A 21126-nucleotide genomic window follows, 5' to 3' on the forward strand; every position below is an offset into this window, starting at 1 on the left:
GATATCTGCGCTTAGCGAATCATTTTTACGCATGGGGTGTAATAATTAGTTTTTGATGATAATTTTTCGTCAGTTTGGGTAATTTTCAATAGAAAATGTATAAAGGAAAAATTATTATTGAAAACGTTTCTCGATACATTTTTGGTTTCGTTTCCCTGCACAAAAAACCAACCGAACTGACGTTTTTAAAATTAGACCCAACGGGTTATTTTTATTAAAAAAGAGTTTCTGAAATGGATCAAAAACTCTTTTTTTAAAATTCCTTTTTGGTGGTTATAAAAAGGAGAAAAAATAGAACACTTTGGCTTTAGCCTAATTCAAATAACTAAGAATTTTAAAAAAAAATATAAAAGCTTATTGTCTATCAATTACTTTTGATAAAACAGGCTGTTTTTCGTTCATGATCCTGGTAATAGTGTGATGCATCCATACTAAGCAAATAACAGAAAGAAGCAGAATAAAAATCCATGAACTTGACCATATTCCTGTCCCCGTTAATAAATATCCAAAGATAATAGGTCCAAAGAAGCCACCTAAGCCTCCAATCATGCCTACCATTCCGCCAACTACTCCAACTTCTGTCGGGAAATATTCAGGGATGTGTTTATAAACTGCAGCTTTGCCGATTCCCCATGAAATTCCAATAAGAATCACCAGTACTAAATATACCCATATATTGGCATCAAATTTAATTACGGTAATTCCTTTTGCGAGTAATTCTTTTTTCTTTACAGTTTGATTTTGTTCTACAACTACTTGCTGCCATGAAGTTCTGGATGGAAAAATAGTATTTTCAGCTGTGATTTCCTTTTTTTGAGCTACAGCAAAATCTGTTTCTCCAATTTTAATATTTTGATCTGAAACTGAAGTAATAGTTCCTTTTTTGGTTGCCAAAACTCCAGGTCCTGTAGTTGTAATTTCCATTTTTGGAACCATCAATAGAGCACTCAGTACAACAGATGAACTCAATACCCAATACATTACTTTTCTGGCACCATATTTATCTGATAAGTAACCTCCAAAAGCCCTGATGACACCAGATGGTAAACTAAACATAGTAGCAAATAAACCGCCCATTACCAAGCTCGTTTGATAAACGTTCATGAAATTAGGCAACAGCCATTGTGAGTAAGCTACAAAACATCCAAAAACCAAAAAGTAATACGCTCCAAAACGCCAGACACGGGCTGATTTTAAAGAACCTAACATTTGTGAAACACTTTTAGTGCTGTTTTCTATTTTTTTGTTTTTTGCAAATAATAAAAAAGCAAGCCCGATTACTACTAATGCAACAGCATAAATAACCGGAAGGATTTTCCATCCGTTCTGAGGATCTTCAATAGAAAAATGATTTAATAAGGAAGGAGCTAAAAATGTAGTAATTGCAGCTCCGGCATTTCCCATTCCGAAAATTCCTAAAGCACGTCCCTGCCATTCTTTTGGATACCATATAGAAGTATAGCCAATCCCTACAGCGAAACTGGTTCCTACCATTCCAAATAAAAAGCTTAACACGGCAAACATCAAAAAGCTATCTGCAAAAGGCAATAAAAATAATGGAATTGAGCAAAGCAACAGTAACGATGAAAATACATATTTACCACCAAATTTATCCGTAAGGATTCCAATTGGCAAACGCATTACAGAACCGGTGAGAATCGGAATACCAAGTAACCAGCCAACCTGGACAACACTCCAGTTAAAGATGCCATTATCGACTAAAAAGGTTACTAAAACTCCATTTAAGGTCCAGCATGCAAAACATACTGTGAATGCCAATGTATTTAAGAATAAAATCTTGTGTGATTGTAATAATGAATTTGTATTTGTCATCGTACTTAGTTTTTTATGTAAAAATAAGTACTAAAACGTATTTAAAAACTGCGAAAACGCAGTTTTTATGGAAATATTTAAGTATTTGTACGTATGTTTTTTATAATAAAGAATACTCGGCCGCTTTGTTAGATAATTCCATTAAGTTTTTGACTTTCAATTTTTTCATTAAATTAAAACGGTGTACTTCAGCAGTACGCTTGCTTATATCTAATGCTTCGGCAATTTCTTTATTTCCTTTTCCGGATAATAAAAGCGTCAAAATTTCTTTCTCTCTTTTTGTTATCATCATTTCTTCACCCAAATTTTGTTTTGGTTCTGCAGAAAGTGACGAATTTGTTAGCTGGCCTATCAGGATAGAAGAGATATCACCACTAAAATATTTCCCCCCATTAGCTACGGTATGCAGTGCTTTCAAAAATTCATCTTTACTTGAGCCTTTCAACAAATAACCGTCGGCACCAGCTTTTATTGATTTTAACACATACTCTTCTGATTCATGCATCGAAAGCATAATAATTTTTACAGCATTATGATCGTTTCTAAGTTTTTCTACTACTTCGATACCCGTTAAGTTTGGCATGCGAATATCTACTATAAGTAAATCGGGTTTGTTAGCGTTAACAACTTCAAGTGCATCGGCTCCGTCAACTGCTTCACCAACAACTTCTATGTTTGCTTCATTTTCAAGTAAAGATTTGATCCCATCTCTTACAAAAACATGGTCGTCTGCTAGTACAACCCGAATAATATCACTCATATTTTACTTAATTTTGATCCTGAACTTTTACGTATATTCATCTAAAATGAATCGCTAAGATACGTAATTTTTAAATTAAGAAACTAGATAATTGAAAAATGTAAAAAAGGAGGTGCATAAAAAAACCGATACTTTATAGCATCGGTTTGTATGTTAATGAAAATGATCCTCTTCAATCTCAAATTCAGCATCTTTTTCCCAGATTTCCATTTCACAGGGTTTGCAGTTGAATTTTAGTTTGTATTCCAGCTCTCCCTGTTTTAAGACCAATGGCTCTTTTACTTTGACACCTACAATGTCTTTTTGGTGTATAGGGCATTTTTTTAGTTCGTACTTAATGCAGTATTTGGTTGTCATTACACGGGATTTTCCCGGATCCCATTGTAATTCGAATGCTTTTTCGATTTCCGTAACGCCGTGACGTTCGTAGAATTTACGGGCGGTTTTGTTAGAAACATTGTACATGAAATCTAATTTTGTTTCCGGATAAGGATGGGACGTTTTTACCAATTGGTGTTCTTCTCGTTTGTAATTTGCCAAACGAATTTCTGTCAATTGTTCGAAGACATTTCTTCTCATTTCGTTGATTTTTGAAATAGGAAGGAACCAGTTTTGCGAAAATACCACATCAATTTCATCGGCGCTGTAAGGCGTAAAACCTGTTTTTGCTAATTGAGTTTTAATGTTTTCCTCGATTGATTCGCCAGATTTAGTTTGTTCTTTTGCGTGTTCTAATCGTACAGTACTTACGTTTTCGTCTTCGTCTGTTGCGATTAATTCAAAACCGTTTTCGTTTTCGGTAAGTAATAAAGTAGTTCCTATTTTACGGATCGCACTATCTTCTCTTTCAACAATTTTGATGAAAGCAATATCATTATTACGGTAAATAAAAGTTCCGTCTTTGATTTCTTTTAAAACGTTTGGATATATTTTTCCGTTTTCGGCTTTGTTAACATAAATTCCGTCAGCTTCGTTGTTTTCGTTGATGAAACAAAGTCCGTCTCCGTTGTTTAGCAATTCGCCGTTTTCGATTTCGTATGCGTTTCCAATCGTTCGGATTAATTTACCAATATACTGCCCTTTAGATTTTGGGCTTTCCCAGGAACCAATGGAACTGTGTCTTTCGTTTACGAAATAGTCCGTATAACCACGATTGAAGGTTCTGTTTAAAGTAGAATCGAAAGTATAGGTACATTTTCCGGAAGAAGCTTTGGTGTATTTATCGCTTCCTTCATTTTCTAAAAAGCTATCCAGTTTTTGACGTAAATACGAAACGTTGTTTTTAACGTAAGCAACATCTTTTAACCTTCCTTCAATTTTAAAAGAAACAATTCCGGCTTCAATCAGATTCGGAATCTGATCTGATACATCTAAATCTTTAATGGATAGTAAGTGACTGTTTTTGATTAAAGTATCACCGTTTCCGTCAATTAAATTATAAGGTAAACGGCAGTTTTGAGCACAGGAACCACGGTTGGCACTGCGTTCTCCGTTGGCTACGCTCATGTAGCAGTTTCCACTAAATGAAACGCAAAGTGCTCCGGTTACGAAAAATTCCAGTTCAACATCTGCATAGTCGTAGATTTCTTTAATTTGATGTAAGTTCAATTCACGTGCTAAAACGACACGTTTGATTCCGGCATCTTTAAGGAATTTTATTTTGTCTTTATCACGATTATTGGCTTGTGTGCTGGCGTGAAGTACGATAGGAGGAAGCTCCATTTCCATAATCGCCATATCCTGAATAATCAGGGCATCAACACCAATATCGTATAATTCCCAAATCATGGAGCGACACGTTTCTAATTCGTTGTCGTACAAAATCGTATTTATTACCACAAAAACCTGAGCGTTAAATAAGTGTGCATATTTTACTAAAGCGGCAACATCTTCAATAGAGTTGTTGGCATTAGAACGTGCTCCAAATTGTGGTGCACCAATATATACGGCATCTGCTCCGCTGTTTATAGCAGCCATTCCACCGATTAGATCTCTTGCCGGAGCTAATATTTCAATCTTCTTCTTCATTTTTAAAACTTTAGGCTTTTGTGGTATTCACGAAAAAAAGTGTGCAAAGGTCTTATAAATTATTTGAGATTGCTAATACTGAAGCGATTTTTTTGGAATTGTAAACTTAATATCGAATGATAATGGTTAAGATTTTTTGTTTATTGATGTGACTTGTTGTATATTTTTCTTTCTTCTTCAGAGAGATAAAATTTAAATCCGGTTTGCTTTACTTCTATATCAAAGTCTCGTTTTATTAAAAAACGGGATTCAAAAACCGTTGCAAATAATATTTCAATTCCAAATAACACCGTTGCAATTGCATAAATAGTTAAAAGTTGTTTCTTGTTTAATCTTATTTCAAAAAAGAATTTATTTATCAAAAATAAAAATGCAAATACCGCCATAAAATAAACAAAAAAGTCAATAACAAGAGCCATTAAAAAATATTGATTAGCCATAGAAGTATAAAATGCAGGAGATTTATAAATTAATGGAAAACCGTACATTATACCATCAGTTCCATCAACGACATCAGCGATCCACCATTTTGTAAAAAGGATGAAGATGATTATTGTTAATGAGAGTGCTAAAGTTAATAATCTGTTTTTGTTATTCATTTTATATCAAACAGTTTGTTTTTGATTTATAAATTAATCTAAAGCAAAAGTATATCCAGCAGTAAATCCCCCAAAAGATTGTTCAGTACTTAGATTTCCGTAGAAAGAAACTCCAAGTTCTATATTGTTTTTTGGACCAACAGCAAGTCCAAAGCCAATTGGAATATGTGCTACGACTCCATTTTTTTTCTCCATAACATAATTTGTAAAAGTTTCGAAAGACCCTATTGAAGCACCAATTCCTGTCTCTATGAAAGGAGCAACCCACGGGATTGGAGCGCAAAGACGTACTTTTGTTCCGAGAAGAAAAGCATTAGTTTCGACTTTATAGCCTTCAGGGTTTTTAATTTTATCTTCATCTGTTGAAGTAAAGATACCTCCTGCATATGGTCTTACACTAAACCATCTAGTTATACCTAAAACATATTCTGCATGTGTGTAAAATCCAGAACCATCTATAATTTCAGGATTTTCTTCCTCATAATTTGATGTGCTTGATCCAAAGCCTATTACTGCTTTGATAAATTTACCCTTTGTTTGGGCTTTTATCTGATTAGAAAAAAATGCAATGAAAACGAGAATTATAAAACTGCGTAAAGTTGATTTCATAAAAGGTGTTCTGGTTTAGAATTTCAATGTGCGAAAGTAAGATTTTTTTAAATTGGGCAATAAAAAAACTACCCAATCCGAAGACCAAGTAGTTCTCAAAAAAGCATGAATCGATCGATTAATTGGTTTTCATTTTAATTTGTACCAGTGTATTTTGAATACGGTTTAATTGTTTTGAAACAATAGCAATTTGACTTCCGTCAAGTTCGTTTTTTTCTAAAGCCATTTTATATTTTTCAACTGCAGCTGCTTCTCCGGTGATACACGCATTAATGATGGCTTCTGTATCACCACCTGTAAATGATGATTTGATGTCAATCCAGGTACGGTGTAAAGCTCCTAATGACCCTCCGCCGGATGTGTCAGTTGATTTTCCGAGTTTGTTGATTTCATCTTGCAGTTCTACAATAAATAGTGCACGCTCACGGGCATATTCTAGAAAATCAGTTTTGATTGCTGCATTTTCTACATGCTCGGCCGCATTTGTGTATCCTAGTTTTCCGTCTTCCAAAATTGAAATTAATCCTTCAAATGTACTCACCGCTTCTTTCGTAGTTTCTTCTGTATGTGTCATGATAATAATTTTTAATTAATTTATATTGCAAAGATGGGATTTTGTAACCCCTTGTGAATTATATAATTATAAGAGTGATTTATAAAATTGTGGAATGGGAATTTTGAAAGAATAAATTCAATCTGAGATGATTTTTCTGTGAGATGTCATAAATAATTAAGTGAATCGAGATTTATATTGGTCGTTCCTAAGGAACTTTAACGTGTGGTGTTTTTACTATCAACGGATTAGAATCCGTCGCTACAAAATTTGTTGTTCCTATGGAACTCTTTTTTGAAAGAGCTGTAAGCTCGGAAAATATTGTAGAGGCGGATTTTAATCCGCTCAAATTGATAAGATTTAGATAGAGAACCATAGGTTCGGTTCATTTTTTCGGATTGGAAAATAGGCGCGCAGATTCGGCAGATTTAGCTGATTTTATGGTTTCTTTTGAAATAAAAATGTTCTCGTTTACGATTTGGGTTAGGGATAGGAGCGGTATCTCCCGATTTAGAAAAACAAGGCTTTTTAGCCGTAGTTTTTGTTAATCGGGAATATAACGGATAGCCCGGCCGGAGGCAACCCCAAAAAGAAGTTCATAAAAAAACAGCTCAAAGTATAAAGTGATGAAACTTTAAACCTTAAGCCGTTTTAGTAAAATGATTATATGTTATGCAGTCAAAGCTTCTTTGATTCTGCGTAAAGCTTCTGTTAAAATAGCGTTGCTTGTTGCGTAAGAGAAACGAATACAATTTGGGTTTCCGAAAGCATCACCGGTTACAGTTGCAACATTAGCCTCTGCCAATAGATACATTGAAACATCGTTTGCATCTTTAATTTCAGTTCCTTTTAATGTTTTTCCGAAGAAAGAAGAAACATCTGGAAATACGTAAAATGCTCCTTCCGGAACATTGATTTTTACTCCTGGGATTTCTTTTAATAATCCAACCACTAAATCTCTTCGTCCGTGGAAAGCCTGAACCATTTCGTTTAGAACACTTGGATCAGCATCTACAGCTGTAATTGTCGCTCTTTGAGCCACAGAGTTTGCACCGGAAGTTACCTGTCCCTGGATTTTTGTACACGCTTTTGCGATGAATTCCGGAGCTCCGATGTAACCAATTCTGTATCCTGTCATGGCGAATGCCTTAGCAACCCCGTTTACAGTAATTGTTTTTTCTAACATTCCCGGGATAGAACCGATACTGCAGAATGTTCCTGAGAAATTGATATGCTCATAAATTTCGTCAGCTACTACATATATATTGGGGTATTTTTCCAGCACTTTTGCCAAAGCTGTTAATTCTTCTCTGCTGTACACAGAACCTGAAGGATTACAAGGAGAACTGAACCACATCATTTTTGTTTTTGGTGTGATTGCCGCTTCTAATTGCTCAGGAGTAATTTTGAAATCAGTATCTACCGAAGTTGGAACCTCTACAGGAACTCCACCTGAAAGTTTTACAATTTCGAAATAAGAAACCCAGTATGGTGCTGGTAAAATAACTTCGTCACCATCGTTAAGCATTACTTGCGCAATGTTGTATAAGGATTGTTTTGCTCCTGTAGAAACTACGATTTGGGATGGTTTGTATTCTAGGCCATTGTCTCTTTTGAATTTTCTGCAGATTGCTTCTTTTAAATCCTGATATCCATCTACCGGAGAATAGGTACTGTAGTTATCATCGATTGCTTTTTTTGCTGCTTCTTTGATAAAATCAGGCGTATTAAAATCAGGCTCGCCTAAACTTAAACTGATAATATCTTTTCCTTGTGCTTTGAGCTCACGGGCTAATGCAGCCATCGCTAAAGTCTGCGAAGTAGCTAAATTGTTAATTCTGTCTGAAAGAATATGGTTCATTATAAAAAATTTAATTGCTCTTAAATATGCTGTTTTTTTAAGAGAGGTTATTATTAATAGATTTTAGTTTTGATTAGGCAAATTCCGGCTTTGTTCCGAGATCTTTTAAATGTTTGTAATGCGCCCAGACAGCTCCTCTCATGGTTCTGAATTCATGATAAGGCAAATTGCATTCTTTTGCTGTCTGTTTTACGATTTCAGCAATTTTTCCGTAATGGATATGACTGATGTTCGGAAAAATATGATGTTCAATCTGATGGTTCAGTCCGCCTGTAAACCAGTTTACTATTTTGTTTTTTGGTGCAAAATTAGCCGTAGTGTATAATTGATGAATGGCCCAGGTATTTTCGATTTCACCATTTTCATTCGGAACAGGGTTTGTGGTTTCTTCTACAACATGCGCCAACTGAAAAACGATACTCAAAATTAATCCGGCTGTATAATGCATTACAAAAAAGCCCGTAACCACTTTCCACCATGTTACACCCAATACCATTGGTAAAACCATCCAGATCATGACGTAAATGATTTTTGTGATGACTAAAACGGTCCATAATTTGGTTGGGCTTTGTGGTGTTCCATAAGATAGTTTTCTTTTCAGATAGTTTTTCATCTGCTTGAAATCGGTTGTTAAGGCCCAATTAAAAGTCAGTAATCCATAGAGGAAAAAAGAATAATAATGCTGGAATTTATGAAAACGGTGCCACTCGGCATTTTGTGTAAAACGGATGATTCTTCCGGCATCCAGGTCTTCATCATGACCGTGAATGTTGGTGTAGGTATGGTGAAGTACATTGTGCTGAACCTGCCAGTTATAGACATTTCCGGCTAAAACATAAATACTGCCGCCCATAATTTTGTTAATCCATGATTTTGAAGAGTAAGAACCATGGTTCCCATCATGCATAACATTCATTCCAATTCCTGCCATGCCGACACCCATTAAAATATTCAGTAATAATTGCGCCCAAAAAGGCATGTCAAGTGCAAGGATTAAAAAATAGGGTGTAAGAAAAATGGTAAAAAGAATAATCGCTTTTAGATGCAGTTTCCAGTTTCCGGTTTTCTGGATATTATTCTCTTTGAAGTAATTGTTTACCCGTGAGTTAAGCGTTCTGAAGAACTTCAGATTATCCTGCTTTGAAAATGTCGGTGCGGTATTATTCATATCAATTTTAAATAGTTGTCAAAGGTAATTATTATAAATTTTCAATTTGCAAAATTGAGTTAAATATTTCAATCGTAAAGTAGTACTTTTGTTAAAAAATTAGCACAATGGACGAGATATTGAAATATTTTCCTGATTTGACTGACATTCAAATCGAACAGTTTCAAAAATTAGACTTTTTATACCATGACTGGAATGAAAAAATCAATGTTATTTCAAGAAAAGATATTGATTCCTTATACACCAAGCATATTTTGCACTCGCTTGGCATTGCAAAAATCATGAAATTCGAACCTGGGACAACAGTTTTGGATGTGGGTACAGGAGGAGGCTTTCCGGGGATTCCGCTGGCAATCCTTTTTCCGGAAACCCGATTTTATCTGATTGATGTGATTGCAAAAAAAATAAAAGTGGTTCAGGGCGTGGTTGATGCCCTAGAACTAAAAAATGTAAAAGCCGAACAAAAACGTGCAGAACTGGTAAAAGGCGATTTCGATTTTATCGTAAGCCGTGCGGTGACGAATATGCCGGATTTTGTATCGTGGGTTCATGATAAAATCAAAAAGCAGCATAAACACACGTTAAAAAACGGAATTTTATATCTGAAAGGAGGTGATTTATCTGAAGAACTCAAGGATTTCCCGAAAGCGACTTTATATGATTTATCAACTATTTTTGAAGATGAATTTTTCGAAACCAAAAAAGTAGTGCATTTACCTTTGAAATTTAAAGTGTAAATATTTTTCGTACTAATTTAAAAATTAAGCTCTGTTTTGCAATAGAATGGGGCTTTTTTTGTGCCAAGTCCAGTGCTAACGTTAAATTAATCTTGGAGAAACCACAATTTTTTATCTTTGAAAAAAGGATAACAAAATAAAATGAATAGAAGAAAGTTTTTTAGAAACGGCTCCTTGTTAACGATAGGAGCGGCGGTAATGAATCCTTTTCAGGCTTCAGCCAATATTTTAGATTTAGAGTCTGTAAACAAAAACAAGAAGGCCAAAAATATTATTTTACTGGTTAGTGACGGAATGAGTACCGGAACGCTTAATATGACCGACTTGTTCCTAAACAGAAAAACAGGAAAAGGCTCTAACTGGATGCAATTATATAAAGACAGTAAGGTTTCAAGAGCTTTGATGGATACGGCTTCGGCCAGTTCTATAGTAACCGATTCGTCTGCTGCGAGTTCTTCGTGGGGGGGTGGTTTTCGTGTCAATAATGGTTCGCTGAATGTGAGTCCGACCGGAGAACCCCATCTACCCATTTGGCAAAAGTTCAAAAAGTCGGGAAAAATGGCGGGCTGTGTAACAACGGTTCCTATTACGCATGCAACTCCGGCCGGTTTTTGTGTCAACAGCAAAAGCAGAAATGCCCAGGAGGATATTGCCGAACAATATTTAGAGCTTGGTTTTGATATTATGATGGGCGGAGGTGCCAATTATTTTAGTCCGGAATTAAGAAAAGATAAAAAAGATATGTTTTCTGCTTTTACTGCAAAAGGATATCAGGTGGTAAAGACCAAAGCTGAGATGGAAGCAACATCCAACGATAAACCGGTTCTGGGTGTGTTTGCAGATGATGGACTTCCGTATTATATAGACAGAAACTCCGATGATATATTAAAAGCAGCTATTCCGAGCCTTGCCGAAATGTCTCAAAAGGCAATCGACAGAATGAAAAACCATAAAAATGGTTTTGTTCTGCAGATTGAAAGCGGGAAAGTCGATTGGGCAGCACATGCTAACGATATCGCAGGTTTGATTCACGATCAGATTGAATTTGATGAAGCCGTAAAAGTGGCGATTGATTTTGCTGAAAAAGACAAAGAAACCTTAGTAATTATTACCACCGATCACGGAAATGCAAATCCGGGAATTATTTACGGAAAAAGCGCTAATGACAATTTTGACAGTATTCAGAAATATTCGCAGACCAATGAATGGATTTTAAATCAGATAAAGTCAGATTCTTCTGCTTCGCAGGTAAAAGAAATTATTGAGAAAGCAAATGGTCATTCTGTTTCGGATGATGAGGCAAAAACCGTATTAGGCTACTACAATGGATTGCATAAAGAAGACGGCTTGTATAATTACAAAAAACTTCCGTATAAAGCTTTTGCAGAAATGCAGGGAAAAATAAATTCAGTTGGCTGGATTAGCATGGATCATTCTGCTGATTATGTGGAGCTGGCAATGTTTGGCCCCGGAAGTGAACTTTTAAAACCTTTTGTAAAAAATACTGATTTGCATTATGTAATGCTGCAGGCAGCAGAAGTGCAAAATAAGTTTTGATCATTTTCATTTTAAACAACATAAACAAGCCGAATCCTAATTAAAAGATTCGGCTTTGTTTGTATTCAAAAAGTCTTTTCAGACTTTCAACTTATGACAACTATCCTAAAAAAGGATATCTGTAATCCTCAGGAGTTACAAACGTTTCTTTGATTGTTCTTGGAGAAGCCCAACGTAATAAGTTCAGTGCAGAACCTGCTTTATCGTTAGTTCCAGAAGCTCTTGCTCCGCCAAAAGGCTGCATTCCTACCACAGCTCCGGTTGGCTTGTCATTAATATAGAAGTTACCTGCTGCGTTTTGCAATTTCGTAGTTGCTACTTCAATAGCATAACGATCCTGACTAAAAATCGCTCCTGTCAAAGCATATTCAGAAGTAGTATCTACTAATTCTAAAGTTTCTTCCCATTTGGCATCTTCATATATGTAAAGTGTCACAACAGGACCAAATAATTCGGTTTCCATGGTTGTGTATTTTGGATTTGTAGTTACAATAACCGTTGGTTCAATAAAGTATCCAACCGATTTATCGTAATTTCCTCCAACAATAATTTCGGCTTCAGCATCTTTTTTTGCCTGATCGATGTAACTTACTAATTTATCAAAAGAACCTTCGTGAATAACGGCTGTAATAAAGTTTCCGAAATCTTCCGGAGATCCCATTTTCATCGATTTTACATCGGTAATTAATTGCTCTTTTACAGCTGGCCATAAACTTTGCGGAATATAAACTCTTGATGCTGCAGAACATTTTTGTCCCTGGAACTCAAATGCACCACGGGTAATTCCTGTAACTACCTGTTTTACATTGGCACTTGGATGTGCAATGATAAAATCTTTACCACCTGTTTCCCCAACGATTCTTGGATAGGTTTTATAGTTATGGATATTAGCTCCGATTTTTGCCCAGATATCTTTAAATACATGGGTTGATCCTGTAAAGTGAACACCTGCAAAATCACGGCTTGCCAAAACCGTGTCGGTAATCATTAAAGCATCACCAAAAACAACATTGATAACGCCGTCAGGAACTCCTGCTTCTTTGAAAACATCCAAAATAATTTTGGTTGAAAATACCTGGCTGTCACTTGGTTTCCAAACCACAACGTTACCCATCATCGCAGCACTGGCAGGAAGATTTGCAGCAATAGCCGTAAAGTTAAAAGGAGTTATTGCGTAAACAAAACCTTCAAGAGACCTGTATTCTAAACGGTTCCATGTTGTAGAATCCGATTTTGGCTGGTCTGAGTAAATTTGAGTCATGAATTCTACGTTGTAACGTAAAAAGTCAATCAGCTCACAAGAAGCATCAATCTCTGCCTGATGAATATTTTTTGATTGTCCAATCATAGTTGCAGCATTAATACGTGCTCTGTAAGGACCTGCAATTAATTCAGCAGCTTTCAGGAAAATTGCAGCACGCTGTTCCCATGCCATGTTTGCCCATGCTTTTCTTGATTCAAGGGCATTAGTAATTGCTTTTTCAATATGATGTTTTTCAGCCAGATGATATTTTCCAACAACGTGTTGATGGTTATGAGGTGCTGTTATATTTTTGGTATTTCCGGTTCTGATTTCCTCGCTTCCGATGTATAAAGGAACATCAATTTGAGAATTCCACATTGTGGTATAAGCGGCCAGAACTGCTTCTCTTTCCGGTGAATTTGGTGCGTACCCTTTTACCGGCTCGTTTACCGCTTTAGGGACATTAAAAAATCCTTTTAACATGGGATATGATATTTTGAAATTACGAATTGTTTAATTTTAGGCAAAAGTACAAAGGTTATTTTGATTATATCACAATACATTATTAAAATGTTGTAATTTAATAAACAAGACTTGTCTGGTATAAAATAGCCAAATACTAAATAAATGATAATGATAAAAGGGTATGCTCTTGAAAAAGGAGAAGTAATAGAAATAAACGGTTGATTTAGTTCAAGGCAAATGGAGCACACATCCTAAAAGTAGGAACTATCACTTTAAAAATTTTGGTTGTGGTAAAATTAACCATATTAAAATGACCTTTCATTGCGCCGTAGGGCGATGACAATAAACAGCCTGAACTGTAGGTGTGGTTTTCACCTGGTTTTAAAACAGGTTTTTTTCCGATAACACCTTCTCCATCAACAACTTCAAGGTCGTTTAAAGAGTCAAAAATTTCCCAGTGACGAGACGTTAACTGTACCGAATCCTTACTGTGATTTTCGATTGTAACAACATAACTAAAGGCAAAGTGAATCTTATAGTTTTTGAAGTATGTACCTTCAAAACTAGTCAAAACAGATATTTTTATGCCTCTTGTTATCTGAGAAACCATAACTAAAGTAGTATATATGTGTGTGTTATAACTGCAAACTTACAAAAAAAAATGATTCGATTGAAATCCTTTTTTAGAATGTTTAGTTAATAATGTTCAATGAGTTGGCGTTTCCTTTTCCGATAACTCTTTCGTAACGGTCTGTATTTTCACGGTAATAGACTAAAATAGTATATTCGTTTTCGGTTTGGTAAAAGTTTCCGTCAATGGCATTTTCATAATCAATTATATCTTTTTTGTCAGCTACCGTGTATTGAAAATTTGTAAATCCCTGTTTGATCATAACGGCCTTTTCATAAATTCCTTTCTCGGCATTATAATCCATTTTGAATTCCGGCGACAAGTTGTAGTTGTTGAACATTCCTGTAATATAGATGTCCTTGTTTAATCTGAAAGTCGGAGCAGAAAGACTAAAATAAACCCAGGCATAATCAGCTTCAATTTCCTGATTGGAACCGTTGCTATTTTTGACTACAAAATTTCCGTTAATATCCTGATAAACCGTATAAATTTGATTTGCTCTTGCCGGGCTTGTGTATAAAAACGAACTGTAAATATCACTCGTAGAGCTTACTTTTGCCACATTATTACTGGCGGCTCTAATATCTTTATTTTCAAAATATAAAAATTCATTTCCGCCCCAAAATTGTGTTTCGCTATCGTATTTATAAACCAATTGATTTCCAAGGGTATATTGTGGAGGAACATTTTTAATGGCTGTGTTAAAATTTCCATTCTGAAGTAAAAGAATTTTTACGTTTTGCAATGGCGTTTGAAAAGCGATGTCATTTGAAGTAATTGCGATATCCAGATTTTGTTTGTACTCAATGTTGTTTAAGTTTCGGGATCGTTTAACCTGAGCCGCTACAGTTGAGTGATTTTCATACAAAATGAATTTTCTGGAGAAAATAACTTCCCTGTCTTCATTCAGGATTTTCAGCATATAATTGCCCGAAATGCGAAGTTGGGTAGCAAACTGATTTGGAAAAGAAAGCCGGTAATGTGAATAATTCTGAAGGGTATTGAAAGAATTCGAATAATCCATAATTCTTTGATTATCAAAACCGCGAATATAATCTGTTTTTGGGATATTACTAGGGGTCCAGTTGTAATTACAATGTACTACTTCAAAGTAATAATTGGCTTCGTTGCCGTATAAATCATCAAATTGGAATTCAAATGTGGAGCCTAATTCAAATATCGGAACAACATTGCTTCCGTTTTGAACAAACGAAACGGTTTTTATATTGTAGGGCGGAATTACTTCAGTTTCTATTTTCTGAGCGTTGGCCAAAGTGAAAATAAAAAGAAAAATAAAGCTCGTATATAAAAATTTCAGCATCAGATTACGTTGTAAGATTGTAAATATAAGAATTTTATTGAACGAAAAAGAAGCTGTTTTATTCGATTTATTTTTTTAAGAACCCAAAATGTATTCCAGATTAGTTTCAATTTCTTCGTTGATATAACTTTCTTCTAAAAGAGAATCAGATAATAGCTTTTTATTTTCCTGGAGTTTGATAATTTTTTCTTCGACTGTATTTTTTGAAATAAACCGAACAACATTTACTTTATTTAACTGTCCAATTCGGTGTGCTCTTCCAATTCCCTGTTTTTCAGCAAAAGGATTCCACCATGGATCCAGAAATAAAACATAAGAAGCTTTGGTGATATTCAGACCAACACCTCCCGCTTTAAGCGAAATAAAAAACAACAAAGGCTCTTCTTTTTCCTGAAACAATTTCACCTGCTGCTCTCTTTTACCTGCTGGAGTTTCGCCGGTAATTTCACAATACCCTATTTTACGCTCTTTGCACCAGTCGGTATAAAAACTCAAGTTGGTTACAAACGAACTGAATAGAATCGTTTTTTGTTTTCCTTTTACTAAATTTTCCAGATAATTCGTAACAGCAATGTATTTCCCTGAATCAATTTCAGATTCCTGATCGACCATTTTGGGGTGATTGCTTAGCTGACGTAATTTCATCAGTGTATTGATGATACTGATTTTATCCGGACTGGATCCATCTGTTTTCAGCAGGAAATTACGAGCTTTTGATTTTTCTTTTTCGTATAATTTTTCCTGTTCCGGATCCATATCACAATAATAAATCTGCTCTGTTAATTCCGGCAAATCTTTTAATACCTGTTCTTTTGTACGTCTTAAAATATAAGGCTGTATAAGGTTTTTTAATTCGGATAAAATAGCTTCATCCTGTTTTTTTTCGATTGGGATTTTAAAATTTTCTGTAAAAAAAGCATAACTACCTAGGATATCCGGATTTATAAACTGCATCTGCGACCATAAATCGTCAAGCGAATTTTCAATAGGTGTTCCGCTCAGGGCAATTTTATGAGCTGTATTTATTTTGTTAATAGCTTTAAAAATTTTAGAATTTTTATTTTTGATGTATTGGCTTTCGTCTAAAATCAAATAACGGAAATTGCATTTTTCTAAAATTGAAATATCACGGTGAATAATGCTGTAACTCGTAAAAATTAAGTCGGTCGAATTTAATCTGCCCGCCAATAATTTCCGGTCATTCCCCACATATTGTATTTTCGAGAAATGTGGTGTAAATTTTCCGGCTTCATTAAACCAGTTAAACACCAATGACGAAGGTAAAACAATCAGCGCTTTTAGAGGTTCTCTTTCAATAGCGGTTTCATTTGAAAACAAATCAAAATGGGTAATTTTGGTTGTAAATCCCAATTGTTCCTGAACAGCTACTAAAACTGCCAGCGTTTGCAACGTTTTTCCAAGTCCCATGTCATCTGCCAGACAGGCGCCTAAGCCGGAGTTAAAATGCCCCAAAAGCCATTTTACTCCTTCAATCTGATAAGGTCTCAGAGTTGCTTTAAGTAAATCAGATGCTTTGTATTCAGCTTGTTCAATTGCCTCTTTTTCAATTTCAGGAATCGTCTCCAAAGCAGTAAAATTACTTTTACGCAAAAGAAGGTTCCCATTTTCTGTATTAGCCCATTTTGCGAGCGAACTATATTTGCTAAACCACTCTAACGGAATCAGAAAATAGTTTCCGTCTGGTAGCATAAAGAGTCTTTCCTTGTTTTTTATATTGGGAATAATTTCACTAAAATTAACGATGTATTTCCCCATCGTGATGATAATTTTGATGTCAAACCAATCCCCTGTTGTTTCCTTTGAAGCCGAGATAGTATGGTTTTCAGTGATGATTTCTTTGCTTTCAAGTTTCAGGTTTTGAATGGTAAAACCTAAACTTTCAAGTTTTTCCTTATTGTCAATAATTAATTGAATATTGATGTAAGGATCATGGTTTTCTAAATCTGTTTCCAGACCAAACAATTCGTTTTTGATTTTTACCAAACCAATTTCAAGTAGTTTTTTTATATATAAAATTTCAACGGCACTTCTTTTAAACCGAATTATTTTCGGTTCATTGGCGATACTGAAATCGACAAAAGAATGTGTTTTTTTAGTTGTACTTCCGTCAAAAATATAGCCGTTATAATCAAAATAAAGATTGAGATAGTAACAATTTTTAAAGAAATCATAAACAGGCTGAATCGTGCTTGAAATAATTTTGTCACGAACTTCCATTTCAAAACCTGTTGCTTCAATATCAATTTTTTTTGCTATTTCGGGAATAAAACCTTTAAAATAATTATCAACCAGTTTTGAAGGTATTTCAATTGATTCTTTTTTTAGAAAAGGGGTCAGTTTTTTAGCATTGAGTTCTTTTAAGCGGCCTAATTTCTTATCTATAATTAACCAGCCCGGTTCATCCAGCAGTATAGCGATACTACTGTTTATAGGTAAAAAAGTGGTTTTATTTTCTTTTAAAGAAAGAGTATAAGTTATGCCTTCTGAATGTTTGTCAAATTTTATCTGAGGTTCAAATTCGAGTGGTTCAACGTTTACTCGGGATCGATAAAAATCTTTTTCATGTCCTAAATTCAAAGATAACGGAAACTGTTCCTTCACGATTAAATCGTAAAAGGAGCTTAAATTAAATTTTAAATACTGCCGGATAGCAAACTCAATTTTGGAATCTTTTTGCAAATCGGCAATAGTTTTGGCCGATTTGATTTTGGCACTGAATTTCCTGAAAATAAATTCAGGTTTTAAAGATTCGCAGGCAGTCAGGATTTTTTTTGAATTAGAATCTAAATTTTCAAAATCAATTCCGAAACTTTCCTGGACTTCTTTAGTTGCTTTTTTGTCAAGATATTTAATTTCTTTGACATTCTTAACGACATAAGCTGTTGGGATATAGGTATTCAGGTTTTTTTCAAAACTGATATCAAAGCAGAACTGAAATGATTTTGTAGGTTCCATTTAAGAGGATTTGATTAGGCTGGTAATTTGGATTTTGGCAAAAAAAAGAGTTTTCAAAAATAGCAATAATTTGAAAACTCTTTTAAATGAACTTACATCACTTGTATGGTGAAACAAAAATTAGTTTTACTGTTTAAAACAAAGCGGAATAATTTCTCCTTTTGCCAGACAATATTTTTCAACTAATTCTGGAGCAATTTTGTTGGTATAATCTTCTTCGATAACAATAAAACCAATGCTTCTTAATTTATCAAAATAATCACGTCCGTAAACTCGAACATGATCGTATTGGCCGAAGATTCTGGCACGTTCTTTTTGATCAGTGATTGTATCGTCTGCAAACGTAACTTCTCTGTTTAGATCCTGCGGAATCTGTAGTACTGCCATTCCTCCTGGTTTCAGGACGCGAAATAATTCCTGCATCGCTTTGGTGTCATCCGGGATGTGTTCTAAAACGTGATTACACAAAATCACATCGTATTCGTTGTCCTTAAAAGGCAAATTACAGATATCCGCTTTTACATCTGCCAAAGGCGAAAGTAAATCAGTTGTTGTGTAATCCAGATTTTTTTGCTTACGGAATCTTTTGTAAAACGCCTGTTCCGGAGCAAAATGAAGCACTTTCTTAGGAGCTGTAAAAAAATCAGTCTGATCGTTTAAATACAGCCAAAGCAAACGGTGTCTCTCTAACGAAAGTGTACTTGGCGAAAGTACATTGTTACGTTGTTTACCATATCCATAAGGCAAAAACGACTTAAAGCTTTTTCCGTCAATAGGATCGGTAAATTTGCTTCCTCTTAACGATAAAGCTAAAATTGGTCGCACCACATAACTCAAACGAATTAATAATGGGCGGGGTATTGTATTAAGTACTAGTTTGAATAGTTTTTTCATTTATGTATTGAATAAGCGTATGAATTCATCACTTTCTATTATGTGATATTCTGAAATAAAATGTTTGAATTGAGTTCTAAATTTTCTTTCCAAATTTCTGAAATAAGGCAATGCAGTTGCGCTTATATTATCTTTATTGTAAATAAAATAAATTTGAAATAAATCATTAGGAAAGCATATATTATCTGTGAAATTTTGATTAAAAACATAGTTGTAGAAAGTTACTATTGATTCCATTGCTTTTAATCTAAAATCAGTTTCAGGTATTCTTTGTCCTCTTTTAAATTCGATAAAAATTACTTTACCATTTTTGAAATAAATTGTGTCAGATGTTTTTATTTTATCTCTTTGAATTATTGGTGTGTCAATGTTGTCAAAATCAAAACTTTGATTATCAGAATTAATTAAAGAAATATTATTATTGCTGTCTAAAGAAAGTTCAGTTAATGTTTTTTTAGGGACATTTCCTTTAAAAAACTGTTCAATATCGTTAATCCTCATCGATTATATCTTGAATTTTATAAAATGCTTCAGAGATGGAACTTAAAATAGGAGTTATATCATTTGTTACATCAATAATTTCAGAAGATAATCCATCTTCATTTTTCTTCGCAAAATAAAAATTTGTTGAACTTTCATATTGATGTTTTTTAGTGTATCCTTCCAAAGCTTCAATAAAATATGGACTGTGTGAAGTTAATAAGATCGGAATGGCTAATTCTTTAGATAATAAAACTAAAATCTCAGCAAATTTAACTTGCCAAGTTGGATGTAAATGAACTTCTGGTTCATCAATAATTAATAAAGTGTTTGAATTTAATTTTCCTTTTTGTAAAAGTAATTGCAATATTCCAAAACTTTTTATTCCAGTAGCAATATTTCCAAATTCGAATTCTGTCGCATTTTTTGTAAAAACTATTTCATCTAAAGTATCGATACTAAAATTTCCATTTATGACTTTTGAAATTAAAGATAAGAGGTTGTTATTCTTTTTGCTATCATCAGAGAAAATATTTAATTCATTTTCTCTTAAAAATATTAGTTTATTTAAATGATCATTCTTATCTATAATTTCATTAAAACGAACTGAGTAAGTTTGTTCTAGTCTTAATGGAGATTCAATAAAAATGACTTCATCGTAAAAATATAAAGAAGAAGTGTTTTCAAGTCCTACGAATTCAATTTTATCTTTAAAATAAATACTTTTTTCTTCAATTCCTCCAAGTTTAATAAAGGAGTCACTTTTGTTAAATGAGTTTGATATTTGATTTCCAAATTCATTTTTCAAAAAAGATTCTAATCTGTAGTACAATGCTTCTGTAGAATCAAAAGAAATTGAAGTTCTACGACCAAAATCAACTATAAATTCAGAAAGTTTTTCTTTAATCTGTGCATTAGAATAATTATCGTAAAGGCTAAGTACAGATTCTAATTCATTATTTATAGAATTAATAATGTCAGTATCTTTTTTTGAATGTAATGAGGAAGGTCTTATTTCTAATTTTTCTAGAAATTCTGAAATAAATTTATTTTGAATATTTTGGTCGCTTTCATTAGTTGCTGTAGTTCTTGATAAAAGATTTCGAATATCCCTTGTTTTTTCGTAAACAAATCGAATTTTATTTGCATTGTGAGAGATTTCATCGCCATTTACTCCTCTAATTAACGCATATAAAACTTTTCCAACAGTACTCTTTCCTGAATCATTTTGACCCGCAATAAGAGTAATTCCCTCGATATTGATGTCAGCTTCTTCTATAATTCCAATATTTTGGAGTTTAATTTTCATTAGATACTATTTTTTATAAAAGTAGTTATTTTTAAATTTAATAAATTAAAAATATTATTCTCTACTAAAATATTAGTATTATATATTAGTAAATGGTCTTTG

17 protein-coding genes are annotated in these 21126 nt (G+C 34.0%); 2 read left to right on the top strand and 15 right to left on the bottom strand.

What is annotated here, in order from left to right; all coding sequences use genetic code 11:
- Positions 1 to 354: 354 nt before the first annotated feature.
- The 8 genes from DMB65_RS08760 to DMB65_RS08795 all read right to left on the bottom strand — a co-directional run bounded on the left by DMB65_RS08760 (position 355) and on the right by DMB65_RS08795 (position 9411).
- Complete coding sequence (locus tag DMB65_RS08760) at positions 355 to 1833, bottom strand: MFS transporter (RefSeq protein WP_110306276.1); 1479 nt, start codon at positions 1831 to 1833, stop codon at positions 355 to 357.
- A gap of 100 nt (positions 1834 to 1933) precedes the next feature.
- Positions 1934 to 2593, bottom strand: coding sequence for a response regulator transcription factor (locus tag DMB65_RS08765; RefSeq protein ID WP_110306277.1), 660 nt, complete (start codon positions 2591 to 2593; stop codon positions 1934 to 1936).
- A gap of 153 nt (positions 2594 to 2746) precedes the next feature.
- On the bottom strand, positions 2747 to 4621 hold the full coding sequence (locus DMB65_RS08770) for a peptidase U32 family protein (RefSeq protein ID WP_110306278.1): 1875 nt from the start codon (positions 4619 to 4621) through the stop codon (positions 2747 to 2749).
- Between the two features lie 140 nt (positions 4622 to 4761).
- Positions 4762 to 5220: a hypothetical protein gene (locus tag DMB65_RS08775; RefSeq protein ID WP_110306279.1), complete on the bottom strand. Its 459-nt coding sequence runs from the start codon at positions 5218 to 5220 to the stop codon at positions 4762 to 4764.
- 33 nt (positions 5221 to 5253) lie between these two features.
- Positions 5254 to 5829, bottom strand: a complete 576-nt coding sequence (locus DMB65_RS08780; protein ID WP_110306280.1) for a hypothetical protein — start codon at positions 5827 to 5829, stop codon at positions 5254 to 5256.
- Between the two features lie 118 nt (positions 5830 to 5947).
- Positions 5948 to 6403 (bottom strand): ferritin-like domain-containing protein, encoded by a 456-nt coding sequence (locus tag DMB65_RS08785; RefSeq protein ID WP_110306281.1) that lies wholly within the window; start codon positions 6401 to 6403, stop codon positions 5948 to 5950.
- Positions 6404 to 7052: 649 nt separating this feature from the next.
- A complete protein-coding gene (locus tag DMB65_RS08790) occupies positions 7053 to 8243 on the bottom strand; it encodes a pyridoxal phosphate-dependent aminotransferase (RefSeq protein WP_110306282.1) in 1191 nt (396 codons plus the stop codon).
- A 73-nt stretch (positions 8244 to 8316) separates the two neighbouring features.
- Complete coding sequence (locus DMB65_RS08795) at positions 8317 to 9411, bottom strand: fatty acid desaturase family protein (protein ID WP_110306283.1); 1095 nt, start codon at positions 9409 to 9411, stop codon at positions 8317 to 8319.
- A 107-nt stretch (positions 9412 to 9518) separates the two neighbouring features.
- Between DMB65_RS08795 and rsmG the strand changes: the two genes are divergently transcribed.
- Together rsmG and DMB65_RS08805 are read left to right on the top strand one after the other, a co-directional pair.
- Positions 9519 to 10148 carry a 16S rRNA (guanine(527)-N(7))-methyltransferase RsmG gene (gene rsmG / locus DMB65_RS08800; RefSeq protein ID WP_110306284.1) on the top strand — a complete coding sequence of 210 codons (630 nt, stop codon included), beginning with the start codon at positions 9519 to 9521 and terminating at the stop codon, positions 10146 to 10148.
- Between the two features lie 141 nt (positions 10149 to 10289).
- Positions 10290 to 11705 carry an alkaline phosphatase gene (locus DMB65_RS08805; protein WP_110306285.1) on the top strand — a complete coding sequence of 472 codons (1416 nt, stop codon included), beginning with the start codon at positions 10290 to 10292 and terminating at the stop codon, positions 11703 to 11705.
- 100 nt (positions 11706 to 11805) lie between these two features.
- On the opposite strand, the gene pruA is transcribed toward DMB65_RS08805, so the two are convergent.
- From pruA to DMB65_RS08840, 7 genes are all read right to left on the bottom strand, one after another.
- Positions 11806 to 13431 (bottom strand): L-glutamate gamma-semialdehyde dehydrogenase, encoded by a 1626-nt coding sequence (gene pruA, locus DMB65_RS08810; protein ID WP_110306286.1) that lies wholly within the window; start codon positions 13429 to 13431, stop codon positions 11806 to 11808.
- 205 nt (positions 13432 to 13636) lie between these two features.
- Positions 13637 to 14023, bottom strand: a complete 387-nt coding sequence (gene apaG / locus DMB65_RS08815) for a Co2+/Mg2+ efflux protein ApaG (protein WP_110306287.1) — start codon at positions 14021 to 14023, stop codon at positions 13637 to 13639.
- Between the two features lie 82 nt (positions 14024 to 14105).
- Entirely contained in the window at positions 14106 to 15365 is a 1260-nt protein-coding gene (locus DMB65_RS08820) for a type IX secretion system plug protein (RefSeq protein WP_110306288.1), read from the bottom strand.
- Positions 15366 to 15440: 75 nt separating this feature from the next.
- Entirely contained in the window at positions 15441 to 18341 is a 2901-nt protein-coding gene (locus tag DMB65_RS08825) for a DEAD/DEAH box helicase (protein ID WP_110306289.1), read from the bottom strand.
- Between the two features lie 126 nt (positions 18342 to 18467).
- Positions 18468 to 19235 carry a class I SAM-dependent methyltransferase gene (locus DMB65_RS08830; RefSeq protein ID WP_110306290.1) on the bottom strand — a complete coding sequence of 256 codons (768 nt, stop codon included), beginning with the start codon at positions 19233 to 19235 and terminating at the stop codon, positions 18468 to 18470.
- Positions 19236 to 19736, bottom strand: a complete 501-nt coding sequence (locus DMB65_RS08835; protein ID WP_110306291.1) for a hypothetical protein — start codon at positions 19734 to 19736, stop codon at positions 19236 to 19238.
- Positions 19726 to 21024, bottom strand: coding sequence for an AAA family ATPase (locus tag DMB65_RS08840; protein WP_110306292.1), 1299 nt, complete (start codon positions 21022 to 21024; stop codon positions 19726 to 19728). Before DMB65_RS08840 ends, DMB65_RS08835 begins: the two co-directional genes overlap by 11 nt.
- Between the last annotated feature and the right edge of the window lie 102 nt (positions 21025 to 21126).

The organism is Flavobacterium cheongpyeongense (assembly GCF_003202435.1).
Classification (GTDB): Bacteria; Bacteroidota; Bacteroidia; order Flavobacteriales; family Flavobacteriaceae; genus Flavobacterium; species Flavobacterium cheongpyeongense.

Bases quoted from the DNA above. Each gene is read 5' to 3' on its own strand.
- DMB65_RS08820 (WP_110306288.1), bottom strand. From the start codon at position 15,365: ATGCTGAAATTTTTATATACGAGCTTTATTTTTCTTTTTATTTTCACT.
- DMB65_RS08775 (WP_110306279.1), bottom strand. From the start codon at position 5,220: ATGAATAACAAAAACAGATTATTAACTTTAGCACTCTCATTAACAATA.
- DMB65_RS08835 (WP_110306291.1), bottom strand. From the start codon at position 19,736: ATGAGGATTAACGATATTGAACAGTTTTTTAAAGGAAATGTCCCTAAA.
- DMB65_RS08760 (WP_110306276.1), bottom strand. From the start codon at position 1,833: ATGACAAATACAAATTCATTATTACAATCACACAAGATTTTATTCTTA.
- pruA (WP_110306286.1), bottom strand. From the start codon at position 13,431: ATGTTAAAAGGATTTTTTAATGTCCCTAAAGCGGTAAACGAGCCGGTA.
- DMB65_RS08830 (WP_110306290.1), bottom strand. From the start codon at position 19,235: ATGAAAAAACTATTCAAACTAGTACTTAATACAATACCCCGCCCATTA.
- DMB65_RS08765 (WP_110306277.1), bottom strand. From the start codon at position 2,593: ATGAGTGATATTATTCGGGTTGTACTAGCAGACGACCATGTTTTTGTA.
- DMB65_RS08795 (WP_110306283.1), bottom strand. From the start codon at position 9,411: ATGAATAATACCGCACCGACATTTTCAAAGCAGGATAATCTGAAGTTC.
- DMB65_RS08785 (WP_110306281.1), bottom strand. From the start codon at position 6,403: ATGACACATACAGAAGAAACTACGAAAGAAGCGGTGAGTACATTTGAA.
- DMB65_RS08780 (WP_110306280.1), bottom strand. From the start codon at position 5,829: ATGAAATCAACTTTACGCAGTTTTATAATTCTCGTTTTCATTGCATTT.
- apaG (WP_110306287.1), bottom strand. From the start codon at position 14,023: ATGGTTTCTCAGATAACAAGAGGCATAAAAATATCTGTTTTGACTAGT.
- DMB65_RS08825 (WP_110306289.1), bottom strand. From the start codon at position 18,341: ATGGAACCTACAAAATCATTTCAGTTCTGCTTTGATATCAGTTTTGAA.
- DMB65_RS08770 (WP_110306278.1), bottom strand. From the start codon at position 4,621: ATGAAGAAGAAGATTGAAATATTAGCTCCGGCAAGAGATCTAATCGGT.
- DMB65_RS08840 (WP_110306292.1), bottom strand. From the start codon at position 21,024: ATGAAAATTAAACTCCAAAATATTGGAATTATAGAAGAAGCTGACATC.
- DMB65_RS08790 (WP_110306282.1), bottom strand. From the start codon at position 8,243: ATGAACCATATTCTTTCAGACAGAATTAACAATTTAGCTACTTCGCAG.
- rsmG (WP_110306284.1), top strand. From the start codon at position 9,519: ATGGACGAGATATTGAAATATTTTCCTGATTTGACTGACATTCAAATC.
- DMB65_RS08805 (WP_110306285.1), top strand. From the start codon at position 10,290: ATGAATAGAAGAAAGTTTTTTAGAAACGGCTCCTTGTTAACGATAGGA.